This is a genomic window from Enterococcus sp. AZ141, assembly GCF_051714385.1.
GTDB classification, from domain to species: Bacteria; Bacillota; Bacilli; order Lactobacillales; family Enterococcaceae; genus Enterococcus_D; species Enterococcus_D entomosocium.
In genome coordinates this window covers 2,820,867-2,844,318 of record NZ_JBIORT010000001.1, presented here as the reverse complement: position 1 = coordinate 2,844,318, position 23,452 = coordinate 2,820,867, and the positions used below count along the sequence as shown (strand labels likewise).

Here is a 23,452-nt window from a genome sequence, read left to right as displayed (position 1 = left end):
AACTCCTCCTCTATTTTTTGATTTGACCTTTGATCGTTACCCATAAAACATGCAAAACATAGCTTGTTAAAAAACCACAGCTGGCAGTTGCCAAATAAGCGACGATGATCATGATGCCCATTGGCAGTTGCAGCAACAAATCTTTGAAGCATAGCAACAAAACTTGAAAGACAAAAACATTGGCAAGATAGGTTCGATACGCATAAGTAGATAGCCACTTAAATGTCCCTAACTGAGGGGCATTGTTCTTGATCATAGTTGACACAAACATAAAGACTGCAAAAATCAATACTAAGCTATATAAGCTTTGCAATGTATTTAAATACGGTGCATGAGCGAAACTTAGATCACCTGAATAATGTAGCAGATGATTGGCAGATAATAGCCCCAATGCTAAACCCACTGGCAAGAAAGCATAGCGAATCTTGTATAGGAAGCGATAGACGGTTTCGTGATAAATCAAAGCGGCTTCGCCATAGATCCCATAGATCACAAAGCTAAAGACAAACCGATCCAATAAATACCAGCTTTCATGATGCGGTCCTTCAAAAACTTGGCGATCATAAAACACATACCAAGCGACATACAAAGCAGTTGCGACGATCAATACTGGCCAAACAGCTTTTTTCTTCGTCAACACTTTGTAGCCTAACCAGACAAAAAACGGCATCAACAATTGGATCTGCAGCATCATGATCGTATACCACAAGTGTGGCGCCGCATCCCCCGTCACATATTTCAGTAAAAACGTTGCTGTATCAGTATAAAGTTTTCCTTGTTGGACAGCGGGAAAGAGCCATAAATAAGCCGTCGTCCAAAGCACATATGGCACGACAAGTTCAAAAAACTTTTCTTTCAAAAATTCTAGATAAGACAGATGTTGACTTGTCTTAACCATGTTATAAACAATAGCAAAAATAAACAGGGGTGCGGTAAATTTCACCAAGACATAAAAGGTACCGATGAATGCTGCAGTCTTTTCATCTTGGGTATTGGATAAGGCAAAAGTCAAAATCGTTTGCATCATTACTGCTGTCACGGCAAATACTTTTTGGAAATCACTGATGTTGATTTTTAAATCGTTGTTCTCAAACATGTTTTTCGCTCACTTTTCTAATAATTACCAAATCTCAGTGGTGAGTTTTGGCCCTTCGTCTGTTTTTACTAAGATTTTTTTTGATGGATGTTCCAAATACTCCTTTAAGGCAAACCCGCCTTGTTTTGTGATAACTTGAACATCGATCTGTTGAAAAAAGGCTGCCTGCTTTTCCAATAGTTCCAATGGCAGCTTTTCTTTCGTGTCGGCATAAAGCAACAGATCTAAATCACTTGTCGGCTTGATTGCTGCCTGTTTTGCAGCTAATTCAAAACCCAAACTGCCACCAATTCCCCAAGAATAGTACTTCAATAAAAGCCGTGCTTTTTGATAGCTGCGGTAAACTGGATAATTGGCTACTTCATTGAATCGGAAGCTCTCACGACTGGTCAATTCCCAAGGATGGATCGTTCGTTTGATCATGTTACAGGGTGCCTCAAAGGCAAACCGTTCTTGCCGCTTTTCCCCGCGCAACCCCACGGGTAAATAGCTAGGGTTGCTGGGTTTCCCACGACGGACGGTCGCAAAAAGCTGTTCTTTTTCAGAAAACCATTTCGGAATATCAATCATATCAAGAACTTCTTTATCTAATTGAACGATATCGTGGGCACGGTTCATTCGTTACTCATTCCATTCTGCATTCATTTTTTCAAATACGTTATTCGTTTCCAGCCGGCCGCTCTTTTTAGCGATCGGATTGGTGTAGCGACTGGTCAACATCGTGTCATTCGTTTTACGCACATCATCAATCGCCTCATTGATCGCTTCAATTACAGTCGCTTTGCTTTCAGAGGTGACAGACTGATCCGTAATGGAGGATAAGAAAGTGAAGATTGCCCCAAGTTTCGTATAATTTTTGATATCATAAGCAATACTTGGTACTTTTTCCGCAGCGGCTTCAATCGCGGCAATCGACCGTTTGGTGACCCGACTTGCACTTTCTTTTGACATTGCCTGAACAGTGATTTTTTCACTATTTAGTGCGATCAGACGACTTGATTGCAAGCCATGCGCTAAGAAAGCCCCAGAGATCGCATTACCAGCGATAAAACCGATCACTGGATGACCCGCTTGGCGTAGTTTGGCATAAGCTGCCGCACTGTTTGCTAAAGCTGAATGAATACCAATCAATTCTTCATTGTAGCCATACGCTTGGCTAGGGACATCGATGACCGCAATGATTGGCCGTTTGACTGCTTTCTCTTTGTCTTCTTGATAAACAGTTTCTAACAGGTGGCCCATCTCATACCCTTCGACTAAACCAACTTCTCCCTTGCGTACCCGATACATCGGATTAGTTGGGTTTGGCACGATCGCTGTAACAACGACTTCTTCAGTAAAAAGGTCAGATGCAGCTGCATAGACAGTTGCACTAGTTGAGGTTGGGAATTGCAGATTCGTCAATGCTGAAAACCAGTGATAACCGATACTGTCAGCAGCAGCTTCTTTGCCTTCTGTTACAGTAATAGGTGCCACTTCAGTTGCTTTATGCGCTGCAAGAGCCTTATTGTATGCCTCGATAGTCAGCGGCTTTGATAGATCAAGTTCGTTTAAAAGAGAAAGATAAAAACCACTTTTTTCGCTGCGATGACTGTCTTTCTTTTTAACCATCGCCGCAATCACAGCTTCTTGGATCGATTCGACACTGTCAGTCACTAGTTCATCGATCATTTGTGCTGCCAAACGTTGTTTGGCGCCAATGGTGTTCCAAATCAAATCTTTATCACTGGAATCAAATTCTCTCACGCCAGCTTCTTGTTCGATGACTTCAGGACCGTTCAAACCGATACGGGCTTTCTTCGTCGCTATCAAGTAGCTCATAAGTGCTGAGGTAATCGACATACCGCCAAAAGAACCCACCCGACCTGGCACTAAGCCAATCACTGGCACATACGATTTTATTGCAACGATCAAATTGCCGATTTCTGCAATCGACAATAAGCCGTAATTCGCTTCTTGGAGGCGTACGCCACCAGTATCGAGGATGATGATCGGTGTGATCGGATTGCCCTTTTGGTTTTCTTCCAACACATGCGTCAATGCAGCGATGATTTTAGCACCAGAAACTTCACCGATCCCGCCACCTTGGAATTTTCCTTCCATAGCGATCACGACCACGTTTTCTCCAGAAATCGTTCCACGACACACAACGATCCCATCATCGCTTTGTGGCACGATGTCTTGAGCCACCAGATTGGGTGCGATCATTTGGTCGAATGGATCGATCAATTCACGACCGCTCTTGGCATCCAATAAGGCGTGCACCCGTTCTCTGGCATTTAATTCTACAAAACTATTCTTCATCTGCTAGTTCCTCCATTGCTTGGGTTAATCGTAGGTAAACCACACCGGGAGTGGCGCCAAAGTCGTTGATCACGATTTGCGCACTGATTGGATAGCGCTCAAAAAAACGCGTCAAGACATTTTGCCACACATCGCCAAAGCCGTCACTTCCTGTACACACTGAAACGGTGGTTTCTTGTTTGTCCGTTGGAAAAAGCAGAATTTCCAAGTCACCAGAACCAACCACGCCAACATGGACTTTTTTGGTGACTGGTTTCGTTGTTTGATACGTATAAGCTAATTTTTCCATCTCTTCTTCTCTCCTCTTGCTCTTATTAAGACCACGTTCTGAATTTCATTGGCGGTTCATACAACCCATCGGACCATTCGATCAAATCATCAACGGTTTGAGCTGCTAGCAATGATCGTTTGGCATCACTGCGTTTGATCCCTAAGTCTTCTGGTAATTTCACGATTCCCGCTTTGCGCAAGGCATCCAGAGAAGCTTTTGTGCTGGTCATTCCTAGTGGAGTTACACCACCGATGGCTGCGATGGCTGCTTGTTTTTCCTCTTTTGAGTTTGCTTTATAAAGATAAGCGATGCCTTCTTCTGTCACGATATGCGTCGTATCTTCGCTATAGATCATAATTGGGGCATTGGCTAAACCAGCTTGCTTTTGGACAGCCAACGCATCTAACGTTTCTACAAAAACAGGTTTTTTATTGGAACCATACGTTTCAACCATTTGAACGACTAATTTTTGTCCTTTTGCTAAAGGATCTGTTTCATCCCGCAAGGATTGCCAAGCTGGAGTCGAATGCCGACGGCCCCCCGGATTATGCCCCATATTTGGTGCACCACCAAATCCAGATAAGCGGCCTTTCGTCACTGTAGAAGAATTTCCTTGATAATCTAGTTGTAAGGTCGAACCGATAAACATATCGATGGCATATTGACCTGCAGTTTGTGATAATGCTCGATTGCTGCGCATCGTGCCGTCTTTTCCGACAAAGAATACATCGGGTCGAGCGGCAATATATTTTTCCATACCAACTTCCCCACCAAAACTGTGGATGCTTTCGACCCAACCAGATTCGATAGCTGGAATCATCGTTGGATGAGGATTCAAGACCCAGTTTTTCGCTACTTTTCCTTTGATTCCAAGCGTTTCTCCATAGGTTGGTAAAAGTAACTCGATCGCAGCGGTGTTAAAACCGATCCCATGATTCAACGATTGTACTTCATGTTCTGCATAGATTCCTTTTAATGCCATCATCGCCATCAAAATTTGTAATTCCGTAATGTTTTGCGGATCTCTCGTAAAGAGGGCTTCTAATTGATACGGTTGGTCTGCTACCACGACGACATCGATCCAATCGCTGGGAATGTCGACCCGCGGCAAACGATCGACCACTTCATTAACTTGAACGATCACAATCCCATCTTTAAAGGCTGCTGCTTCGACGATCGTTGGCGTTTCTTCCGTATTGTAACCTGTATAAAGATTTCCTTGGCGATCGGCTTTGTCCGCCGCCACAAGGACCACATTCGGAATCAAGTCAATAAATAAGCGACCATATAATTCCAAATACGTATGAATGTCCCCTAATTTCATAGTTTTGTCTTCAATCATTTGGGCAACGCGCGTACTTTGTGCGCCTGCATAAGAAAAATCGATTTTCGTTGCAATGCCTTTTTCAAATATCGTCAAATGTTCTGGACGGGAGATACTCGACATGATCATATGCAAATTGTTGACTTTTTGAGCATCGACTTGTTCTAAGCTTTTTGATAGAAAGCTTGCTTGTTTTTGATTGTCGCCTTCAAGGACCACTTTGTCTCCCGGACGGATCAACTGTTCTAAGACTCCAATGATTGCTTCCGTTGGGACATATTTTCCATCGAGAAGATGCTCGATTTTTTTCATGGTTTGGGCTTTCTTTTCACGTTTACTTGCCCAGTTTCTTGCAGGTTTTTCCATTGTATTCATCTCCATTTTTGATATAGGAATAAAGCATCATCCATGCCATGTTGATCCAAATTGATCACACGGATCGCTTTGTTTTTACCAAATTTTGCTTGGATCAGTTTTGTTAAGGTATTGCCCGGAGGAAATTCAAGAGCCAAATCAAGTCCTGCTTCGTAGGCAACATCCATGATCTTGTTCCACTGCACCGGAAAAGCAATATTTTGCAGCAAATCTCGACGGATCTCTTCAGGGTTCATGGTCATCCGACCATCCGTATTTTTGAGGTAGGGACAGATAGGCACATCAAGGAATACCGTGTTCATAAATGGCGCAAACCGTTTCACGAGTTCTGCCATCAACACACAATGGGACGGGACAGGCACTGCTAAAAGTTTGGCGGTTTGCGCATGATAATCTTTCGCTTGAGCTAGCGTCTTGCGCAAGCCTTTGATATGACCAGAGATCGTATGCTGCATGGGGCAATTTTCATTTGATAAATAGACGGGAGCAGCAGGATCAAATGTATTTGCCACGAGCGCTTCTGCTTCACTTCTCGTTACACCAACCAGTACCCCCATGGCATAATCAGTCGGATAGGCTTCTTTCATCAGTGTCGCCCGATGATAGACCAAGCTAGCGGCGTTTTCGAAACTTAAGCTTTCACAAGCTAACGCAGCGGAAAAAGCGCCAATCGAATGCCCCGCCACAAGCTGAGGTTGCACACCAGATGCTTTCATCTGGTCCGTGTAAAAAGCCGCTTTTACTAAAAGGGCCAACTGAATAGAGACGGTATCTTGTTTGAGATCCCCCGATACAGGGTGTAAATCAAAGCCTGTCGCCTGTTCTAGCCGATGGAAATAACTGGCAGGCACGTCCTCAAGCATCTTGCTGGTCTGACTGCCTTGTCCTGGGTATAAGAAACCTGTACTCATGAAACACCTCCTAAACAATTTCTCTTTCCTGTGTCATAATAACGGAAGTTTGTTATAATAAAAAATACCAGTTTCGTGAATATCCATAACCAAAAGGTATGGAAAGAGGAGTATCTGATGAACCTTGATCATTTACGCTACTTTAAAAAAGTAGCCGAATCGAAAAATATTACCCAATCTGCACAAGAATTATACATCTCACAACCTGCCTTGAGCCGTGCCATGAAACACCTAGAAAGTGAACTAGGCGTTCCTTTGTTCTATCATGCCGGTCGGCATATCGAGTTGACGATGTATGCTGAAGAATTTTATCCCTATGTCGTTGAGACGTTAGCACGTTTCGACGAAGGAATGAGTGCGATCCAAGCCTTAAATGGAGAAATGGTCCCGGCGGTGACGATCTACTCTGAAGTCGCATCCGTTTCCTTGCCTAACTTGGTGGCGACATTCGTTGAAAAGCACCCTGAGATCCAACTTTCGATCAAGCAGCACGGCAGTAAGGAGACCAACAAAGAACAAGCCTTCTACATTACCTCAGAGCCAAAGAACGGCTTGACTAATCTGCCGATATTCACGGAACCCATCTTACTGGCGATCCCCCAAAAGCACCCCATGGCAGAAAAAAAAGACTTGCAAGTTGCCGATATCCAACACGTGCCTTTGCTGATGCTGGTTGAAAACAGCCCGCTGCGTAGAACCATCGACGAAGCTTTTGAAGCAAAAAAAATCAGTTTGACTATCGGCTCAACGACGGACGATCCAGCGACGCTGCGCTCCCTTATCAATCAAGGACTAGGAATCACCTTCTTTCCTAAAATTACTTGGGGTTATGAAGATGAGGCACCTTTCGTTTTACGTGAACTAGCAGATTTTCCCTTATCAAGGACGATCTATTTGGCATCAAGCTTTACGAAAGGTCATCCTATGACAAAATTGATTGCAAAAACCTTGATTGAATTTTATCTTGGCTAAACAAAAAGAAGCGTCCACTCGCACGTTAGTTGTGCAAGTGGACGCTTCTTTTTTCTTTCCTATTTACCCCGGTTGAATCATCGAATCGACCGTACATTCATTCACATTGATCTCTTCGATCTCTTTTGACTAGCCACAGTATTGGCTGCCAGTCAGGTGAGACCTCATAAGATTTGTTACACGCCTTCAAGTACGGCTGCCTTACCATCACTTATGCGTCAGGCAATTGATCGTATTCTTCATCACTGACTGCTTCTAACCATTCTGAAGCACCAGCAGTAATCGCTACATGGGCAAACCAACTATTTTTTGCTGCACCATGCCAATGTTTGACCCCTTCCTTGATGACTACGACATCCCCAACAGTAAGTTTTTGCGGTTTCTTACCTGCTTCTTGGTACCAGCCTTTTCCTGCGGTCACCAACAACAATTGATACCCACCATTGATATGCCGATGCCAATTGTTGCGACAACCCGGTTCAAAGGTCACATTGCCAATGTTGACTGGAATCGCTGGATCAGCTACTAACGGATTCAAGTAACTCTGACCGCTAAAATATTGCGCATAGGCATCATTTGTGTTGCCCAATAAAAAGATTCCTGCTTCTTTTGCTGCATCAGCTTTTGACATTTATTTTTCCTCCACTTCTGCTAACTCTTCTTGATAAACCGTTTTGGCGATGTTAAAAGCAGACCAAGCTTTGGGCCAGCCAACATAGAAAGCCAGATGAGTGATTACTTCTGCAATTTCCTCTACAGTGATCCCGTTTTCCTTGCCAATCGTCAAATGGGCAGTCAACTGTTCAAAATTGCCACCGGAAATCAAGGCAGATATCGTCAATAAACTTCTCGTATGAGGAGCCAATTCTGCCTCACGTGACCAAACTTCACCAAATAACACATCATCATTCAGTTGCGCGAATTTCGGCGCAAAGTTGCCTAAGTTATCTCTTCCTGCTGTTTGTTTCTTGACCATATCGATCGACTCCTTCATCTATTTTAATGAAATACTGATTTAACCAATTTTGAATAGCTATATCCGCTTTAGCTACTCTTGAACCACGAACAGCTAATCCAGGATAAACAACTGCATCAGGACAAGTCTTTTTAAAGTCTTCAATGCTATTGCCGAATCCTGAGCCTTCATGAGTACAAAACGGAAAAATAATCTTCCCTTCCAATCGGTGATCTTTTAAAAAACTCGCTAGGATCATCGGGTATGTGCCCCACCAATTGGGAAAACCGATAAACAAGACCCGTTCATTAAAAAACGCTGTCGATACCTCTTGATAGAGGGGGAAATCATTAGCCGCCTTTTCTTTTTTTGCTAGCTCGACCATTGCTTGATAGCTTTCAGGGTAAGGATAAGTCGGTTCAAGAGAATAAAGCGGGCATTGTAATTTCTCTGCTATTTTCTCTGCTAGAACCCGCGTATTTCCCACTATCAGCTTTTTTCGCTGCCCTTCAATAAGATTCTCCCCTGCTCGTGAATACACAAGTATTGCCGGCATTTTGTCACCTCCTTGGTTTCTCTTCTTGGTATATTTAATAGTAAGGCAAAGCGGAGCCGTTGAATAATGCTTTCTATAAAAAGTCCCTATGCTTACGAAGCATAGGGAGAGGTGGAAGCCAAAAGAAGCGGATCACTCCACTTCTTTTGGCTTTTAGGATGCAATTATTCAAAAGCGTCACGAAAGCGGGCAATGAACGCCGTCACAACCGGCGACATCACACGATTTCTTTTCCACACCAAGACACAGCTGGTTTCGATTTGAGGGACTAAAGGCAAAAATTTGATCGTTTCATCCCTACGTTCTCCGACAGCTCCGCTGATGGTCAACGCCGAACCAACATGGTTTTCTACTAAGGAAAAGACATTGAAAATCAAGTTATATGTTCCAACGATCGGTAATTCTTCTATTGGTATTTTTGACCATTGACTGAACATTTGCTGAACTTCCGGGCGCCTTGACACTAGCAAAGGCACCCCTTTGATATCTTCTGGTGTGATCTCCTCTTTATGGGCGAGAAAAGAATCAGCCGATGTCAGTATGCCCCAAGTCTCTTTTCTTGGTAGAACGATTTTTTCGTATTTCTCGATCTCGATAGGTTCGATCAAAATCGCCAAATCCAATAAGCCTTTCTCCAAACGCTCGTTGATATCATCTCCTGTGCCGCTGTGAATATGAAAGCGGACATCTGGATAGTCACTGATAAATTCTTCCAACATCAAAGAAAGCGTGTCGGAATTATCTGCTTCCACACAGCCAATTGTGAAATGACCACTAAACAACTGTTTCTTACGAGCTTCAAACTCTTGCAAGGTTTGATCCGTTAGACTCAATATCTCCTCGGCACGGCTTCTTAAAAAACGACCTGCTTCCGTTAAGAGCATTGTACGATTATCACGAATGAAAAGAGCCGTTCCTAATTCATCTTCTAATTCTTTTAATTGACGGCTCAATGTCGGTTGGGTGATGTGGAGCACTTCTGCAGCTTGAGAAATTGTCCCTTCCTCTGCAATCGTGAAGAAATATTTTAATAAACGAAATTCCACTAAATCGCCTCCTCTTTTTTGCAACATTTTAACTCTTAGCAATGAAAAGAATCATCCTACTTCTTGGTCTATTCATTTTTAATAATAACAAAGAATCGCTAATTCAGCGAATCATGCTAAAAAAGCGGAGAAGACTGTAGAATTTTAAGAAGATCGTTTTATGGAATGACATGTAAAACCTGTTCGCACAAACGAACAGGTTTATCAGCTATTTATTTTATGGCATTTGACGTAGGATAAGTGGGTTTTTGTTATGCTTATTCTTACCCGAGATAGTCTAAATATCTATACAAGCTCATGTAGCAAGTTAATAATAGATTTTTTTTACAAATCAGCTGCGATGAAGATCCTTATGTTCCTTCATTGTAGCTGTGACTTCCGATTAAATTTAGTTTACCATAACAATATTATGTTTCATTTTATTTTTCAAGAAAGGTATCATCCATCTGCTGATACCTAAAGAAATAGCTAGAATCCAATTTCCGTTAGCCAATCCTGCAGGTTCGTTTCAGACGCTTCCACATTTCCCCCTCTTACCCCAAATCCTGGGAGAAATTCGTAGTCTGGATATAGCAATTCCAATTCATTTTGACTATTTGTTAATCCATTACCACCGTGTGTTGCAAATGGAACGATTTGTTTGTTGCTAAAATCATTTGATTCAAGAAATGTTAAAATAGCTCTCGGTGCCCGGTTCCACCAAATAGGAAATCCAATAAAAAGAACGTCTGCATTTTCTAGTTCTTCAGTATTCTCTATCAATTCTGGTCTCGCATCCTCTTCCACCTCTACAGTGGCTGTAGCTGTATGTTCATCATAAATATTTGGATAGCCTGATACTGTCTGAATGGAGAATATTTCACCACCTGTCTCCTCTGCGATCATTTCAGCCAAAATGCGCACATCTCCTGCGAGTTCACCGTCTACTATATTAAAACTGGCTCTTGAAACAGCTTCGATCTCAGGCTCTTGTTCTAAATTCTCTGGACGTGTAAAGTATGCTATGGCAATCGTAGCTTCTACCCCTCCATTCCCTACTTGTTCACTTTCTAGACCATCAACTTCTGCTGTATTGTCAGTCGTCGCACCATTTTCTGTCTCTTCATTTTGTGATTGACCACATCCGGTGAGAAAGATCACTAAAAAAAGTATTCCATACAAAATTTTTTTCATCATATTACCCCTTTTTCTTATTATCAATCAGATTGACTTTTTAAGTATATTTCCTGAAGTGTACTTTAGGGCAATACGCTAGAAGCGTTTTTAGATTTTCTTTTACCAATTTCTCACAAAATCAACACAATGAAAAGCCGTAAAACAATTCCTGTTGTTCTACAGCTCTCCCAAGTCTCATCTCTTATTGTTCTATCTTGTTTTTCAGTGTTTAATCTGGGCCAGCGAAGGAAATTCAGAGAAGTTCAAAAGTTGTTGATTCGCCCTCAGATGAATTTTTTCCAATAAACAAAGTAAACATTCCTGGTTCGACGCCATAATTCATGTCTTTTTGATAATAATAAAGATCTTCTTTTGTTATTGTGAACTGAACGGTTTTTTCTTCATAAGCTGACAAAGAGATTTTTTGATATTTCTTTAATTCTTTCACAGGCCTAACTACCGATCCAACGTGATCTCTGATATAAAGCTGGACTGTCTCCAATCTGGAGTAAGCAGAATTGTTGCGGATCGTAATTTCAGCTTCCAACGTTTCATTCATGGTTGAATCACTCAATTTTAACGAATGGTATGATGCTTCCCCAAAACTCAACCCATAACCAAATGGAAAGAGCGGCTCGTTTGAGCAATCCAGATACTTCGAAACGAAACGTCCTGTATGTGTCTTGCTGTTCAATGGTCTTCCAGTATTGAAGTGATTGTAGTAAAGTGGCAGCTGCCCTACATCTTCTGGGAAGCTCATACTTAAACGACCAGAAGGATTGACCTTCCCAAAAAGTATATCAACGATTGCTTGTGCTCCTTCTGTACCAGGAAACCATGCCTGTAATATTGCATCCATTTGTTTTGTTTCTTCTTTTAGCACCAGTGGGCGACCACTGAAATTGATCAAGATATTTTTTTTACCAAGAGCGGTAATTTTTTTAATAAAAGCTCTTTGAACAGCTGGTAAATGAAGGTCCGTTCGACTGCCAGCTTCCCCACTTTGCAAACTGTGTTCCCCCATAGCAAAAAGAATAATGTCTGCCTCAGTGCCAGATTTCAACGCTTCTTTCAGCCAAAGATCTTGCTGTGCAGCTGATGAGGAATTGCCGCTGGCAGTATAGCCAAAGTCTCCAAGTATAGAATCATCTTCTAAAAGCGGACAACCTGGTTCGTAATGAACATATTTTTCCGTAACTGCATTTTGGAGCGCCGTTTTTAATGTTGTGACATCCCCTGTTTTTCCGTGTACTGCCCATAAACCAATCATTGCTTGGTTGTCACCATAGGGACCAACGAGTAATATTTTCTCTTTGTTTGGAGTAAGAGGAAGTACCTCTTGCTTATTCTGCAATAAAACGATCGCTTCGGAGGCAACTTTTCGTGCAAGTTGCCGGTTCTCTTCGGATAAAAGTATTTGAGCCTCTACTTCTTCTGAACTGCCACGGAAAGGATCTTCAAACAGCCCTAAATCCTCTTTAAGTTTCAAGACACGATACACAGCGTCATCGATCAACCGCTGATCAATCGCACCGCTTTCCAGCAGCGGACGAAGCTCTTTCGCATAACAGCGGGTTTTCATATCGATGTCATTTGTTGCTTCGATCGCTAATTTGGCCGCTTCTCGATCATCCGCAGCAATCCCATGAGGAATCAATTCTTGAACAGCTGCATAATCCGAAATAACGACTCCGTCAAACTGCCATTCTTCTCTTAGAATTTGTTTGATCAGAAATTGATTAGCAGTAGCGGGAATACCATCATACGTGTTAAAAGAAGTCATGACTAGTTTGCATCCAGCCTCGACAGCCGCTTTATAGCCGATTAAGTAGTCTTGACGCAGTTTGCGTTCACTCATATCAACTGTATTATAATCGCGTCCGCCTTCTGCTGCTCCATAAGCAGCAAAATGTTTAACACAGGCAGCGATTCCGAACAGATCCCCCCCTTTTTCCTGCTGAATGCCTTCTACCATCGCTTTCGCAAAATCAGCATTTAGCAGCGGATCCTCTCCTGTCGACTCCAAGCATCGGCCCCAGCGAGCATCGCGTACTAAGTCGACCATCGGTGCATAAGTTACATGCGCGCCAGCCGCTCTTGCTTCTTGGGCTGCGGCTTGGTAGGCGCTTTGAATCAACGCCGGATTCCATGTTGCTCCCAATCCTAGAGGAATCGGGAAGACTGTTCGGTATCCATAAATGATATCTGCCATGAACAATAGAGGGATTTTGTGTCGGCTTTTTCTTAAGTAGTCTGTTTGAATCTTTCGAGTTACTTGAGCCCCTGTGACATTTAGTACTGAACCGACAACATCGATGGTTTGTTGTTCGATGCCAAGTTTTTGCTGAGGACCCAAAGACAAATCGCTTCCGTGAAAGAATTCTCCAGATAACTGCACCAATTGGCCGATTTTTTCATCTAAGGTCAGTTGGTTGACTAATTGTACCAGTGTTTGATTTTTCATATTATTACTCCTCGCATAGTTTTTTCTATTGATATCTTAGTTCTGGTGTGATAAAGCGAGTCTTTCCTGTAGCTGCTTCTGCAAAAACTCCTAACTGGACACCGGTAAATTTTGAGTCAGAACATTCGTTTGTAAAATGACGTACAGCGATTTGATCTTTAAACACTACAGTACTCGTTCCATCTATAATCAGCAGATTGTAGCTATTGCTGTCTCCAGATAATTTCAGGGTCAGTCTGTTTCTATCTTTTAAATTATTGGATCGATGCAGATGTAAATCGAAGATGATTTTGCTGGAAAAAAGCTCTGTTTGGTGTTTTGTTTTTCGCAATCCGAATTGGCAAAAATGCAGGTCATCCTTATAGATTGCTATGCCAAAAGTTCCCTCCTGACATTCGTCAACCATCAATGTCGTTTCAAAGCAGCAGTCAGTATCAGCTTGACTTAAGGACAAAAAGGCAATGGGCTCGTCCTTAGAAGTTCCTAAACGGGTCGGTAAGTTATCAATGACCAAATCAGTATCATACGTATAATCAATTGGCAAACGTACACTCTGCAACTTCTTGCAGAGAAAAGGTACCGGTTCATTCCGCTGCTTAACGCTCTTTGAAAAACGATCTGTTTCAACTTCAACCGATGCGTTCCCTGTCTGGTTGACAACTGGCCAACCGTCAATCCACTCTACAGGTAATAGAATCGTTTCACGACCAAGCAGGGTAAAATGACGTTTGGGCCTAGTCGCAAGAGCTGTCAGCCACCAAAAACCTTCTTTATCTTGAAAGAAATCTGCATGCCCTACGGCTTGAAGCGGCGACTTGATATCTCTATTCGAGAGGATAGGATTCATACTTGCTCCTTCATATGGACCATTGATTGATTTACTTCTTTGAATCGTTACCATATGTCCTTCTCTTGTGCCACCTTCCGCCAATATAAGATAGTACCATTCGTCTTTCTTGAAAAGATGTGGTGCTTCCGCGTCGCGTCCACCGCACCCTTGGCTGATTTCTACCGGATCTGTCAGCATTTTCCCGCTGTAAGGATCGATTTCAAATTGTAGAATGCTGTTTTTCCCTTTCATTGATGCAGCAAGTTGGAAGAAAAATCGGCCATCAATAAATGAAAGCGAGGGATCGATCCCAAAAGGACAATTGATCCAGATTGGATCAGACCAGCCATGGTCAAGGTTTTTCGTATGGCAGATGAAATTCCCTTGAGTGACATTTGTACATATCAGAAAATATGTTTCCTCAAAGAAGCGGATCGTTGGGGCAAAAAGTCCCATCGAGTTGCTGATTTCTTTCAGATTGATATGATCTGGACAATCAATCGCATACTGTTTAAATTGCCAATTGAGTAGATCCTGGCTTTTAAAAATCGGCAGACAAGGAAAATATTCGAAACTTGAACAGACTAAATAGTATGATTTTCCATCGAAACAAATACTCGGATCAGGATGAAATCCTTTGATAACCGGATTGGTATACTTCATTGTGCTCCTCTTTTCTCTTTGTATTGCCACATAGAAAAAAGAAAGCGACACTAGCCGCTTTCTTTTTCGGGTTTACACTTGCTCCTTCAATGCGGCTTGTTCCAATTGATAGGTTTCTTTATCCAGCTTTCGAAACCACGGATACCATAGTATTGGGGACAAAATCAGTTGAATGAACAACTGTAAGATGATAATCGACAGTTTCCCTTGAACAGCAGCATGGAACCCAATTGGTAAACCGAAAATGGCAGTAACACCAGTAAAACGAGCGACAAATCCAAAATGTGTTAAAACATAAGCTAAAATTAAAGCAATGCTATTATTGGTAATGAATGGTACCGCTAATTTAAAGTTTAATACCAAAGGCGTACCAAAAATCAATGGTTCAGTGATTCCGAAAAGAGCTGGAACAATTGCGACTTTCCCTGTTTCTCGATACTGCTTGCTTTTCGCTCGCAGCATTAATAATGCTAATCCTAAGCCCATACCGCTCCAAGTTATGATCATAAAGAATGCATAGCCAGTAATGTTTGGCGGTGTTTGGCCTGCCGCAACAGCGTTTAAGTTCTCGACGTCCATTGCCATCCACAGGGCTTGAACGATCGGCATAACGACATTTGTTCCATGAATACCGAAAAACCACAAAACCTGTTGAATCAGTGAGATCAGAATGACTGCACTGATTGATCCTCCGATCCCTTGAAGCGGTTCTTGTATGATACTGTAAACAAACTGATGCATGTTGCCGAAGCTGGTTGCTTCAAAGAGTGAATTTAGTACAATGAAGAGCACACTGATAAGAATCGTAGGTAAAATTGATTCAAACACTTTTGTTACCATAGGAGGTACACCTGCTGGCATTTTGATTGTCCAACCTTTGTCTTTCAGCCAAATATATACCCTTCCACTTACCAAACCAACGATCATTGCGGAAAATACTCCTTGTGCACTTAGCCAAGTAGCTGGAATTGCGCTGACTTCATCCGTCGTTGTACCTAGAGGGGTAATGATAAAGAAACTAAGCAATGCGATAATAGCAGCAGAAATACCATCTTCTGTCGGACGTAGATTTTTCACTAAATGATAAGCCATTAATACCACGACATAAACAGCCATCGAGCCAATAGTTATTTGATTTAGTTTGCTAAAAACATTTGCGAAACCAGCTAAAAATGAAAGTGCTGGAAGACTATTAGGTAATACTAGAAGTAAAACAGCGATCGAGCCGATCAAAATAGGACCTAGTGTCCCCATCATCGCCCCGGAGATCGATTTTAAATAAGCATTGTTGCCTAATTTGTCAAAAAAAGGACTTAATTTATCGAAATGACCTGTGATTTTTTCTTTCATAATATTTCCTTCCAATCATTTATTGTTGATTTGATAGCGCCTTCAATTTCAACTTGTTATCAATATAACAGACTCTTTAGCGAAAGCGAATATCAATTCCTGACTTGTTTTTGACAAAAACACAGATTTGACTACTTGATTCTTGATTGTTAAAATCGATAAAAAAGGAGCGCAACGATGGACCATTTATCCCTAGACAGGCTGATCCGTAAGGTTTCTAATCATGAAAAGGCGTATCGAAACGGAAATTTGAAACCTGATTATTCCGACTATAAAAAAGTAGTTGTCAATGGTCAAGAAGTTCTTTGCATGGAACTGACAAATTCACAGATGATTACGCAAGAACAGCCTTTTTTTATAAAACGGCATTCTCGTTTTCAAAATTATCCGATTCACTGCCATGATTGGATCGAGTTTAATTATATGTATGCTGGAAAATGTCAGCAGATCATTAACAATGAGCCACATTTTCTGTATGAAGGGCAAATTTTGCTGATGGATGCAAACACTGTTCACAAGATTGAACCGCTTGGCGAAAATGATATTCTCATTAATTTGATTATTCCCAAGTACTATTTAACTGCAAATTTCTTCAACCGTTTTTCCTCGGACAGCGTTTTGACTTCATTTTTTATTGAAGCCATCACTCATGGAATGAAACATGATCGATTTATTCATTTTGCTTCAGAAACAAGGACACGTCTACAGTTCTTTTTTAAAGAGTTGTTATGCGAATGGTTCGATCGTTCAACAGCATATACCGACATTTGTGAAGGGTTGTTGAGTTTGATCATTTCGGATCTTGTGAATATCTATCAAGACTCTTATACGGATCGTTCTGATCGATATCGAAAGAGCCCGATTGTTCCAATTTTGAAATACATTGAGAAAAATTATGCAAATGTGACTTTGACAGAATTATCGAAACAATTCAACCTTAATCCTAATTATCTGTCCAATCTTTTAAAAAAAAACACCGGCTATTCTTACAAAAAACTTGTAATCAATCAACGTATCTTGGCAGCTGATCGTTTTTTACTTTCAACTGACATGGATATCGTTGATATTTCGCAACAAGTCGGATTTGAGAATATTAATTTCTTTTACCAAAAATTTAAAGAAACATATGGCATTACTCCTGGTACAAGAAGAAAGCTTCATTTTTGAATAAATCATAAAGTTGATTTACCACTAAGGCTCTCCAATCTTTTTTTTAATTATCTTTCCATATAAAATTTCTAAGGCTTATTAAAGAGTTTGAAAGAAAGTTGTAAACAATAATTTATTAACGACTTTTCCATTTATCTTTCGATTTTCCTCAAATATGTGGCGAAAAAGTCAACGCATTTATGTTAAAAAACGTTAGACAAGCAAAAATAAAATAGAAGCGCGTAAGATGGATTTTAATAGGATCATTATATGATAAACTATTCCTAAATATTATAGGAGTGATTGAATGAACGTTTTTTTCAGACCACCAAAAGAAGATGATATTGATCAAATCATGCAGATTGAAAATGCAGGATTTACAGCGGATGAAGCAGCATCCAAATCTGCGATGATGGATCGTATACTTACAATAAGTGACAGTTTTATTGTTGCAGTAAATGAAAAGGATTATCCGATCGGCTACGTTGTAGGACCCATTATTTCTAAACGTTATCTCTCTGACGATCTTTTTGAAAGTACTCGTCCTAATCAGCCTTTTGGTGGCTACCAAAGTATTCTTAGCTTAGCTGTCGCTCCTGATTATAGAAACTGCCAGATTGGTAGTAAACTACTGTCAGTTCTTGAACAACAATGTCGTCTTCAAAATAGAAAAGGAATCACCTTAACTTGTTTAGAATCATTGATTCCATATTACAAAAAGCATGGCTATCAACTAGAAGGACTGTCAGAATCACAACATGCAGGTGTTGCTTGGTATAATATGGTGCTAGAATTGGCCAACACGCCTAATGAATTCTAATAAAAAACTGCATACTAGATGAAACGCCATTCAAAAGTAAGATATTAAGTCTAACTTTTGAATGGCGTTTCATCTCAAATTAATATTATTTACGAACTTTTCTAAAACTTACTCTGATTTTTCTTGCTAACTTTTCATCCGTCAACGCTTTTTTAGTATTTGAAAGCAACATAACTCTTGATTCAGTGGAGTCCATAATATATTTTCTCTCCCACTGGTCTTGATCTGGACCATCGCCAATGATGCGAATGTAAGACAACAGACTTTTAATCATCTCTTTTGTCAATGTTAGGTTGGTATAGCCATCGTTTTCATAAAAATCATACCATGTATCACTTGGATTTTCTTTCAGTATTTGAATTAGTTGATGGATTTCTTCTAACGCATCGAAAACTTTTACAAATACAAAAACCATTTCTTCCCGATCAATCATCTGATAAGCGTCTAACAAACGGAGCAGTGCTTTTAATGTTTTGCATTGAACGGCTACTGAGAGGTAAATATCATTAAAAAAGCGAGCATTTTCCGGATTTTTATCCTGAAGGGATAATGTAATCTGCTGGCATCTCAGCAATAGATTCTCCCAGGCTACTATCTTTTCTCCTATCATAGAGAAAATTTCTGTGACTTGCTCCTTGATTTTCCGATCACCCATCAACCATTCTAACCTCGGAATTTTTGTTTCTTGCTTGAGCCAGGATTGAATAATTTTTCGAATCAAATAACAGGCAAACTCATCCCCAGCGGTTTGATCCTCATGTGTTCCATAGCGGATAACCGCTTCAAAGTAAGCTTCATAGACAGCTTGGATCTCTTCTTGCTGATTTTGATAGTATTGTGTTACATGCTCTAAAATTATCTCTTGATTGGTTCGTAACTGATAATCTGCTCGCCAGAAATTCGCTATTTCTTGTAAGAACAAAATATGCGGTTTTATGTTACCTGTATTAACTAAGACAAACTTATCCATCTTGACTTCTCTAACCGCCATTAACTCTCTAGAAACAAATTCTGGGCTATTAGGCAAGATCGTCAAGAAATTAGATGCTTGTAAATCATGAAAGGCAACGTGATAATAGATTCCTCTTGATTGATTTGGTTTTGGTGTGTTTGTTAACACCTCATCTCGTGGATCGTGATTCCCTTGTCTACGAGAAACCATTTTGCCATAACCATTATCCGCCCAAATCTCAATCACATCATCTGGAAGCTCAAGTAAGTCAAGATTAAATAATTCCGTCATCTCCCCATAAATGTTCATCGAGCATACTGCATGAGGATCGACTTCTTTAACCATATGATATTGTAGATGGACGATTTCGTTGATCACTACTGCTTTTTCCGCTGCAGACCACTGTCGATCAAGATCTTCTGACCAAAAAGGACAATCCCCTTGTCCACGAAAACCGAGTGTGTAAATAACCTTGGTACCTTTTTGCTCGTGTAAGGCTTTTTTCCATAATTCCTGAAACAACACAAAATGTTCCTCGTATGAAGCCTTCAAACTGGGATACCTTCTAGCAAACATCTCAGCGCCTAGTGGCTCGGCATGATGATGTGTATAGATCAACCCCATCGCTTGCGCACTTTCTCGATGTCTATGACTGTTCTTATCTGTTCCAGGGATGATGACATTTCCGCCTAAACGTAACAATGTTTCATAAATACGTTCCCATACATATTCATTTGAACCATTATCTTCCCATTGATCCAGCAGCAACTCATCATTAACGAACCAGCCCCGATAGTCCGTTGCAAAATCAGGCAATGTTAAGTCAAAACCTGTCCATTCAATAAATGGCTTTTTTATTGGGGGAATCTCCATGAAATACCAAAAGGGTTGAACACCTAAAATTTTATGAGAGATTTCAAGAACCCCATACATTAATCCTAACGGTGTTTCAGCACACACTTTTACTTTATCTGGCGATACGAAAAGTATATGAAAAGCATCCGTTTCATTTTTTTCATCAAGTAAAACCAATTCAATTTTATTTGCCTTCCTCGTGTCTGTCACAACGGTTAAAATGTCACGTTGCAAGATCTCGCAAGCATGTCCAATCACTTCATTTTCCAACTGTTTTGACGTAACAGAAGTATTTTTAGAAATGAAAAATGTTGTTTCCATGTAATCACCCGTTTCATCTATATAGTTTATTATTTTATCTTCAATAAAGAACTTTCTACTATGTTGTAAAAGGCAATCGAATTGCTTATCAGCCATAAATCTCTCGTCACTATTTTCTGCAAAGGTATTTTCAAATGGTCTAAACGTTTTGTTAACTTTTTACTTTGATACCGCTCATAAATTTAGAATAAGCGAAAAGCTTGTCTAAAAAAATGGAGAAAGTCGATGAAAAAAACGAAAAAACAGACTTTCTTTGTTTTTTTTGATTTTTCCCCGTCTTCCTTTAACTAAGGTTTTATCTTGTCGTTGTAGAACATGATCTTCCATGCCTATTCAGCTTGTCGTGTTTAATCATATGTACAGCAAACAAGCCCACACTCATAAGAGCATGGGCTTAGTGAGATCATCGTCAATTCTAAATCTTCAATTAAAATCTGGCTTTTATCAATTCAGATTTCAATTGCTGAATAATGAAGACAATTTCTTATTTTTCTTCAATTACATATACTTCTCAACTTCATCAATTTCTTTTTGTAGTGCTTTTTCATCGTACTTTTCATACTTACCGGCTTCGTGTGCGATCTTTTTGATTTTGTGAATCGCTTTTTTCTCAACGATCCATTTCTTCATACTATGTTTTTTTGCGTCAGCATCTAGTGTGTCTAATTCAGCTAAATTCTCATCTAACTTATCAAGAACCTCGGCAATCTTTACCAATGCTTTTGCTTCCTTTTCTTCATAGTTTGTCATAGATATCACTCCTTAAGTATTTGATATATTTATCTTACTGCTGTAATTAAATATTTTCAAATTAAATGTACTGTTTATCACAAAGTTTTATCTGATTCTCACTGAAGAAACAGAAAACATTAGATTCTTGCAATATTCTACTCATTTTATACTTATTTTTATCCTTAATGATTTATCATAAGAAAAGTATCGATTATATAAAAAGATAATTTAGTGAATTAGCAAACATTCGGTGTATCTTTTCTGATAAAGTCATTTAGCTTTTTTACTTTCTTATGGTTGCAGCAAAATTTTCCCGACACTTTTTCCAGATTCTAAATAATCATGGGCAGCTTTTCCGTCAGCTAAGGAAAAAATGGTTGGTTGACTGATTTTCATTTGATCCTTGCTAAAGTAAGTAAACAGTCGGGTGCTTCTTCTCTCCCGCTCTTGAAAACTTGTCAAGTAATCCCACAGATCCCCTGTCAAAATACTTTTTGATTTTGATAACAAGGGAATAAAGTCGATCGCTGGCGGATTTCCGCCGGCCATGCCAAAAAAGATAACCTTCCCTCTATTTTTGAGCAAGTCGACACTTTCGGCTAATGTATGCCCAATGCCATCATAAACGGTATCAAAGAAAGAAATATAGGTTTCTTGCCATTCTGTATTTCTTAAAAAGACATGTTTTGCTCCTTGGTCTAAAGCCAGTTGTCGCTTTTCTTCCGTAGAAGTGACGCCATAAACTTCTAGACCATCTGCGGTTAATAGTTGCGATAAAATTTGTCCGACACCACCACTTATCCCATGGACGAAGACCTTACTATTATTCACATTATTGCCAAGATCATGAGCTAAAAAATCAGCTGTCAACCCTTGCAGACCAATACTGGCTGCTAATTTAGGTGGTATACCAGATGGAATACGGATGGCATTTTCCTCAGGAACAGCCACCAATTCTGCGTTGGCAAAAGGAACATCCACAAAAAGAATCGTTTCCCCTAGCTGAAATTTGGAGACTGATGTTCCTTTTTGAACAATCTTCCCTACTCCTTCATAGCCATTGATAAAAGGGTCTCGGGATTCAATATGATAGCTGCCCTTTCTTCGATAAATATCTGCATAATTCAACCCAATATACATCATTTCTATCATTAGCTCATTTTCTTGAATGACGGGATCAGGCAATTCACCATAAGTTAACACATCTGAATCGCCAAATTCTTTAAAGTACAATGCCTTCATGCACAAAACATCTCCTATCTTTTGCCAATCAAAATCGTGTGATTTTCTTTATGAAACCAAAGCTCTATCACTTAGCCAACTATCATTAGATTGAAATCATATAAAAATAAATAATTTAAGTTCTTTTGGTCATTTTTTACTATAAAAAAAGCACCTTCTCACGAAGATACTTTCATTCTATTCTTCTAGATGAGATTCGTCAAAGTAGATTATTCGTTCAGATCCTCCTTATCAATTCCAGTTATGTCTAACCCACCTTATTCCTAGATAAATCAACTACTTTTGTGTAAAACAGGATTATAACAAAGCTGACTATTACTAAGAGAAAGAAGTGAGGATTTGAAGCCATCATCTTTTAAGTCTGATAAATCCTCAGAAGTAGTTCATTACATCGGAACCAAACTGACTATCCATGGTTTTTAGAGGATATCAGGAAAGAGATGGCGTAAGTCGCCCGGCGATCAATCAATTTTATCATATAAATAATTATCCCCACTCGAAAAAAATTAAGCCACATCGCTTCTACTTGTTAAAGGCCTCTTTGCCTTAATTCGTCGTTCAACCACTTAAATCCATCATGGATGATTTGCGCATGATCAAAAGCAAAAAGAGATTCCCAGTTCTCCGTAGAGGATCGTTCTTTTGACGTAACATATTGATAGAGTACTTTGTCCTTATCAACCCTATACCAAAAAGCCTCAGAAGCATCATCTCCTGCATAAAGAGTCTTCATCTGCTGTAGAACAGTTATATAAACAGCAGAAATAGTCCATCCACGGGAATCCCGATTTTTATCTCCATATACACCTAATAAAGAAACTTCCTGCACTTCCACGCCCGTTTCTTCCTTTAACTCTCTGATGGCAGCCTTAATGATATTTTCTCCTTCGTTAACGAAGCCACCTGGCAAAGCGAACCTTCCTTTGAAAGGATGATTTTTTCTTTTGACAAGTAAAATGTATACTGCATCCGACGTGACATTGAATATCAAATTGTCAACAGTAAATGCTGGTTTTGGATATTGTGGTAATTCCTGCTTCTTATACCAGCTTAACCACTCTTCTTCGTTCATTTCCTCTTCTGATACTTTATTTGCCATGTGATTGTCTC

Annotated in this window: 21 protein-coding genes; 3 read left to right on the top strand and 18 right to left on the bottom strand. The window is 40.1% G+C overall.

Annotation, left to right across the window (positions count from 1 at the left end; translation table 11 throughout):
* Positions 1 to 10: 10 nt before the first annotated feature.
* From IGI89_RS13100 to IGI89_RS13075, 6 genes are read right to left on the bottom strand one after another with little or no spacing between them, the layout of a single operon-like run.
* Positions 11 to 1,096, bottom strand: coding sequence for an acyltransferase family protein (locus IGI89_RS13100; RefSeq protein WP_438735726.1), 1,086 nt, complete (start codon positions 1,094 to 1,096; stop codon positions 11 to 13).
* Positions 1,097 to 1,120: 24 nt separating this feature from the next.
* Entirely contained in the window at positions 1,121 to 1,714 is a 594-nt protein-coding gene (locus IGI89_RS13095) for a malonate decarboxylase holo-ACP synthase (protein WP_016611804.1), read from the bottom strand.
* Positions 1,715 to 1,717: 3 nt separating this feature from the next.
* Complete coding sequence (gene mdcD / locus IGI89_RS13090; protein WP_438735725.1) at positions 1,718 to 3,400, bottom strand: biotin-independent malonate decarboxylase subunit beta; 1,683 nt, start codon at positions 3,398 to 3,400, stop codon at positions 1,718 to 1,720.
* Positions 3,390 to 3,689, bottom strand: a complete 300-nt coding sequence (locus IGI89_RS13085; protein WP_005226050.1) for a malonate decarboxylase subunit delta — start codon at positions 3,687 to 3,689, stop codon at positions 3,390 to 3,392. The genes mdcD and IGI89_RS13085 overlap by 11 nt, the downstream gene beginning before the upstream one ends.
* 25 nt (positions 3,690 to 3,714) lie before the next feature.
* The gene (gene mdcA, locus IGI89_RS13080) at positions 3,715 to 5,361 is read right to left on the bottom strand and encodes a malonate decarboxylase subunit alpha (RefSeq protein ID WP_194188465.1); all 1,647 of its coding nucleotides are present in this window, start codon (positions 5,359 to 5,361) and stop codon (positions 3,715 to 3,717) included.
* 5 nt (positions 5,362 to 5,366) lie between these two features.
* A complete protein-coding gene (locus tag IGI89_RS13075) occupies positions 5,367 to 6,281 on the bottom strand; it encodes an ACP S-malonyltransferase (protein WP_430600972.1) in 915 nt (304 codons plus the stop codon).
* Between the two features lie 117 nt (positions 6,282 to 6,398).
* Here IGI89_RS13075 and IGI89_RS13070 point away from each other — a divergent pair, with 117 nt between their 5' ends.
* Positions 6,399 to 7,253: a LysR family transcriptional regulator gene (locus IGI89_RS13070; protein ID WP_042890734.1), complete on the top strand. Its 855-nt coding sequence runs from the start codon at positions 6,399 to 6,401 to the stop codon at positions 7,251 to 7,253.
* A gap of 211 nt (positions 7,254 to 7,464) precedes the next feature.
* Here the strand turns inward: IGI89_RS13070 and IGI89_RS13065 are convergent, their stop codons facing one another.
* The 8 genes from IGI89_RS13065 to IGI89_RS13030 form a co-directional block, all read right to left on the bottom strand.
* A complete protein-coding gene (locus IGI89_RS13065; protein ID WP_061054195.1) occupies positions 7,465 to 7,884 on the bottom strand; it encodes a cupin domain-containing protein in 420 nt (139 codons plus the stop codon).
* Complete coding sequence (locus IGI89_RS13060; protein WP_061054196.1) at positions 7,885 to 8,229, bottom strand: carboxymuconolactone decarboxylase family protein; 345 nt, start codon at positions 8,227 to 8,229, stop codon at positions 7,885 to 7,887.
* Positions 8,198 to 8,764 carry a flavodoxin gene (locus IGI89_RS13055; protein ID WP_429969848.1) on the bottom strand — a complete coding sequence of 189 codons (567 nt, stop codon included), beginning with the start codon at positions 8,762 to 8,764 and terminating at the stop codon, positions 8,198 to 8,200. Before IGI89_RS13055 ends, IGI89_RS13060 begins: the two co-directional genes overlap by 32 nt.
* A 164-nt stretch (positions 8,765 to 8,928) precedes the next feature.
* Positions 8,929 to 9,810 carry a LysR family transcriptional regulator gene (locus IGI89_RS13050; RefSeq protein ID WP_420657547.1) on the bottom strand — a complete coding sequence of 294 codons (882 nt, stop codon included), beginning with the start codon at positions 9,808 to 9,810 and terminating at the stop codon, positions 8,929 to 8,931.
* Between the two features lie 468 nt (positions 9,811 to 10,278).
* The gene (locus IGI89_RS13045; protein ID WP_061054198.1) at positions 10,279 to 10,983 is read right to left on the bottom strand and encodes a flavodoxin; all 705 of its coding nucleotides are present in this window, start codon (positions 10,981 to 10,983) and stop codon (positions 10,279 to 10,281) included.
* Between the two features lie 235 nt (positions 10,984 to 11,218).
* Complete coding sequence (gene bglX / locus IGI89_RS13040) at positions 11,219 to 13,462, bottom strand: beta-glucosidase BglX (protein WP_429969988.1); 2,244 nt, start codon at positions 13,460 to 13,462, stop codon at positions 11,219 to 11,221.
* The gene (locus IGI89_RS13035) at positions 13,455 to 14,921 is read right to left on the bottom strand and encodes a glycoside hydrolase family 43 protein (protein WP_061054200.1); all 1,467 of its coding nucleotides are present in this window, start codon (positions 14,919 to 14,921) and stop codon (positions 13,455 to 13,457) included. Before IGI89_RS13035 ends, bglX begins: the two co-directional genes overlap by 8 nt.
* Before the next feature lie 72 nt (positions 14,922 to 14,993).
* Positions 14,994 to 16,271: a PTS sugar transporter subunit IIC gene (locus tag IGI89_RS13030; protein WP_400450940.1), complete on the bottom strand. Its 1,278-nt coding sequence runs from the start codon at positions 16,269 to 16,271 to the stop codon at positions 14,994 to 14,996.
* A 177-nt stretch (positions 16,272 to 16,448) separates the two neighbouring features.
* Here IGI89_RS13030 and IGI89_RS13025 point away from each other — a divergent pair, with 177 nt between their 5' ends.
* The gene (locus IGI89_RS13025; RefSeq protein ID WP_429969847.1) at positions 16,449 to 17,438 is read left to right on the top strand and encodes an AraC family transcriptional regulator; all 990 of its coding nucleotides are present in this window, start codon (positions 16,449 to 16,451) and stop codon (positions 17,436 to 17,438) included.
* 289 nt (positions 17,439 to 17,727) lie between these two features.
* Positions 17,728 to 18,240, top strand: coding sequence for a GNAT family N-acetyltransferase (locus tag IGI89_RS13020; protein ID WP_400450936.1), 513 nt, complete (start codon positions 17,728 to 17,730; stop codon positions 18,238 to 18,240).
* A gap of 85 nt (positions 18,241 to 18,325) precedes the next feature.
* Here the strand turns inward: IGI89_RS13020 and IGI89_RS13015 are convergent, their stop codons facing one another.
* The 4 genes from IGI89_RS13015 to IGI89_RS13000 form a co-directional block, all read right to left on the bottom strand.
* Positions 18,326 to 20,368, bottom strand: a complete 2,043-nt coding sequence (locus IGI89_RS13015; RefSeq protein WP_429969987.1) for a glycosyl hydrolase 115 family protein — start codon at positions 20,366 to 20,368, stop codon at positions 18,326 to 18,328.
* 498 nt (positions 20,369 to 20,866) lie between these two features.
* Positions 20,867 to 21,118 (bottom strand): hypothetical protein, encoded by a 252-nt coding sequence (locus IGI89_RS13010; protein ID WP_074535924.1) that lies wholly within the window; start codon positions 21,116 to 21,118, stop codon positions 20,867 to 20,869.
* A gap of 273 nt (positions 21,119 to 21,391) precedes the next feature.
* On the bottom strand, positions 21,392 to 22,342 hold the full coding sequence (locus IGI89_RS13005) for a zinc-binding dehydrogenase (protein WP_218193063.1): 951 nt from the start codon (positions 22,340 to 22,342) through the stop codon (positions 21,392 to 21,394).
* A 529-nt stretch (positions 22,343 to 22,871) separates the two neighbouring features.
* Positions 22,872 to 23,441 (bottom strand): NUDIX domain-containing protein, encoded by a 570-nt coding sequence (locus tag IGI89_RS13000; protein WP_430600973.1) that lies wholly within the window; start codon positions 23,439 to 23,441, stop codon positions 22,872 to 22,874.
* Positions 23,442 to 23,452 lie beyond the last annotated feature (11 nt).

What these genes read in the sequence shown, in the direction of transcription:
- IGI89_RS13100 (WP_438735726.1), bottom strand. Translation starts at nt 1,096, where the DNA reads ATGTTTGAGAACAACGATTTAAAAATCAACATCAGTGATTTCCAAAAA.
- IGI89_RS13095 (WP_016611804.1), bottom strand. Translation starts at nt 1,714, where the DNA reads ATGAACCGTGCCCACGATATCGTTCAATTAGATAAAGAAGTTCTTGAT.
- mdcD (WP_438735725.1), bottom strand. Translation starts at nt 3,400, where the DNA reads ATGAAGAATAGTTTTGTAGAATTAAATGCCAGAGAACGGGTGCACGCC.
- IGI89_RS13085 (WP_005226050.1), bottom strand. Translation starts at nt 3,689, where the DNA reads ATGGAAAAATTAGCTTATACGTATCAAACAACGAAACCAGTCACCAAA.
- mdcA (WP_194188465.1), bottom strand. Translation starts at nt 5,361, where the DNA reads ATGGAAAAACCTGCAAGAAACTGGGCAAGTAAACGTGAAAAGAAAGCC.
- IGI89_RS13075 (WP_430600972.1), bottom strand. Translation starts at nt 6,281, where the DNA reads ATGAGTACAGGTTTCTTATACCCAGGACAAGGCAGTCAGACCAGCAAG.
- IGI89_RS13070 (WP_042890734.1), top strand. Translation starts at nt 6,399, where the DNA reads ATGAACCTTGATCATTTACGCTACTTTAAAAAAGTAGCCGAATCGAAA.
- IGI89_RS13065 (WP_061054195.1), bottom strand. Translation starts at nt 7,884, where the DNA reads ATGTCAAAAGCTGATGCAGCAAAAGAAGCAGGAATCTTTTTATTGGGC.
- IGI89_RS13060 (WP_061054196.1), bottom strand. Translation starts at nt 8,229, where the DNA reads ATGGTCAAGAAACAAACAGCAGGAAGAGATAACTTAGGCAACTTTGCG.
- IGI89_RS13055 (WP_429969848.1), bottom strand. Translation starts at nt 8,764, where the DNA reads ATGCCGGCAATACTTGTGTATTCACGAGCAGGGGAGAATCTTATTGAA.
- IGI89_RS13045 (WP_061054198.1), bottom strand. Translation starts at nt 10,983, where the DNA reads ATGAAAAAAATTTTGTATGGAATACTTTTTTTAGTGATCTTTCTCACC.
- IGI89_RS13035 (WP_061054200.1), bottom strand. Translation starts at nt 14,921, where the DNA reads ATGAAGTATACCAATCCGGTTATCAAAGGATTTCATCCTGATCCGAGT.
- IGI89_RS13030 (WP_400450940.1), bottom strand. Translation starts at nt 16,271, where the DNA reads ATGAAAGAAAAAATCACAGGTCATTTCGATAAATTAAGTCCTTTTTTT.
- IGI89_RS13025 (WP_429969847.1), top strand. Translation starts at nt 16,449, where the DNA reads ATGGACCATTTATCCCTAGACAGGCTGATCCGTAAGGTTTCTAATCAT.
- IGI89_RS13020 (WP_400450936.1), top strand. Translation starts at nt 17,728, where the DNA reads ATGAACGTTTTTTTCAGACCACCAAAAGAAGATGATATTGATCAAATC.
- IGI89_RS13015 (WP_429969987.1), bottom strand. Translation starts at nt 20,368, where the DNA reads ATGGAAACAACATTTTTCATTTCTAAAAATACTTCTGTTACGTCAAAA.
- IGI89_RS13010 (WP_074535924.1), bottom strand. Translation starts at nt 21,118, where the DNA reads ATGACAAACTATGAAGAAAAGGAAGCAAAAGCATTGGTAAAGATTGCC.
- IGI89_RS13005 (WP_218193063.1), bottom strand. Translation starts at nt 22,342, where the DNA reads ATGAAGGCATTGTACTTTAAAGAATTTGGCGATTCAGATGTGTTAACT.
- IGI89_RS13000 (WP_430600973.1), bottom strand. Translation starts at nt 23,441, where the DNA reads ATGGCAAATAAAGTATCAGAAGAGGAAATGAACGAAGAAGAGTGGTTA.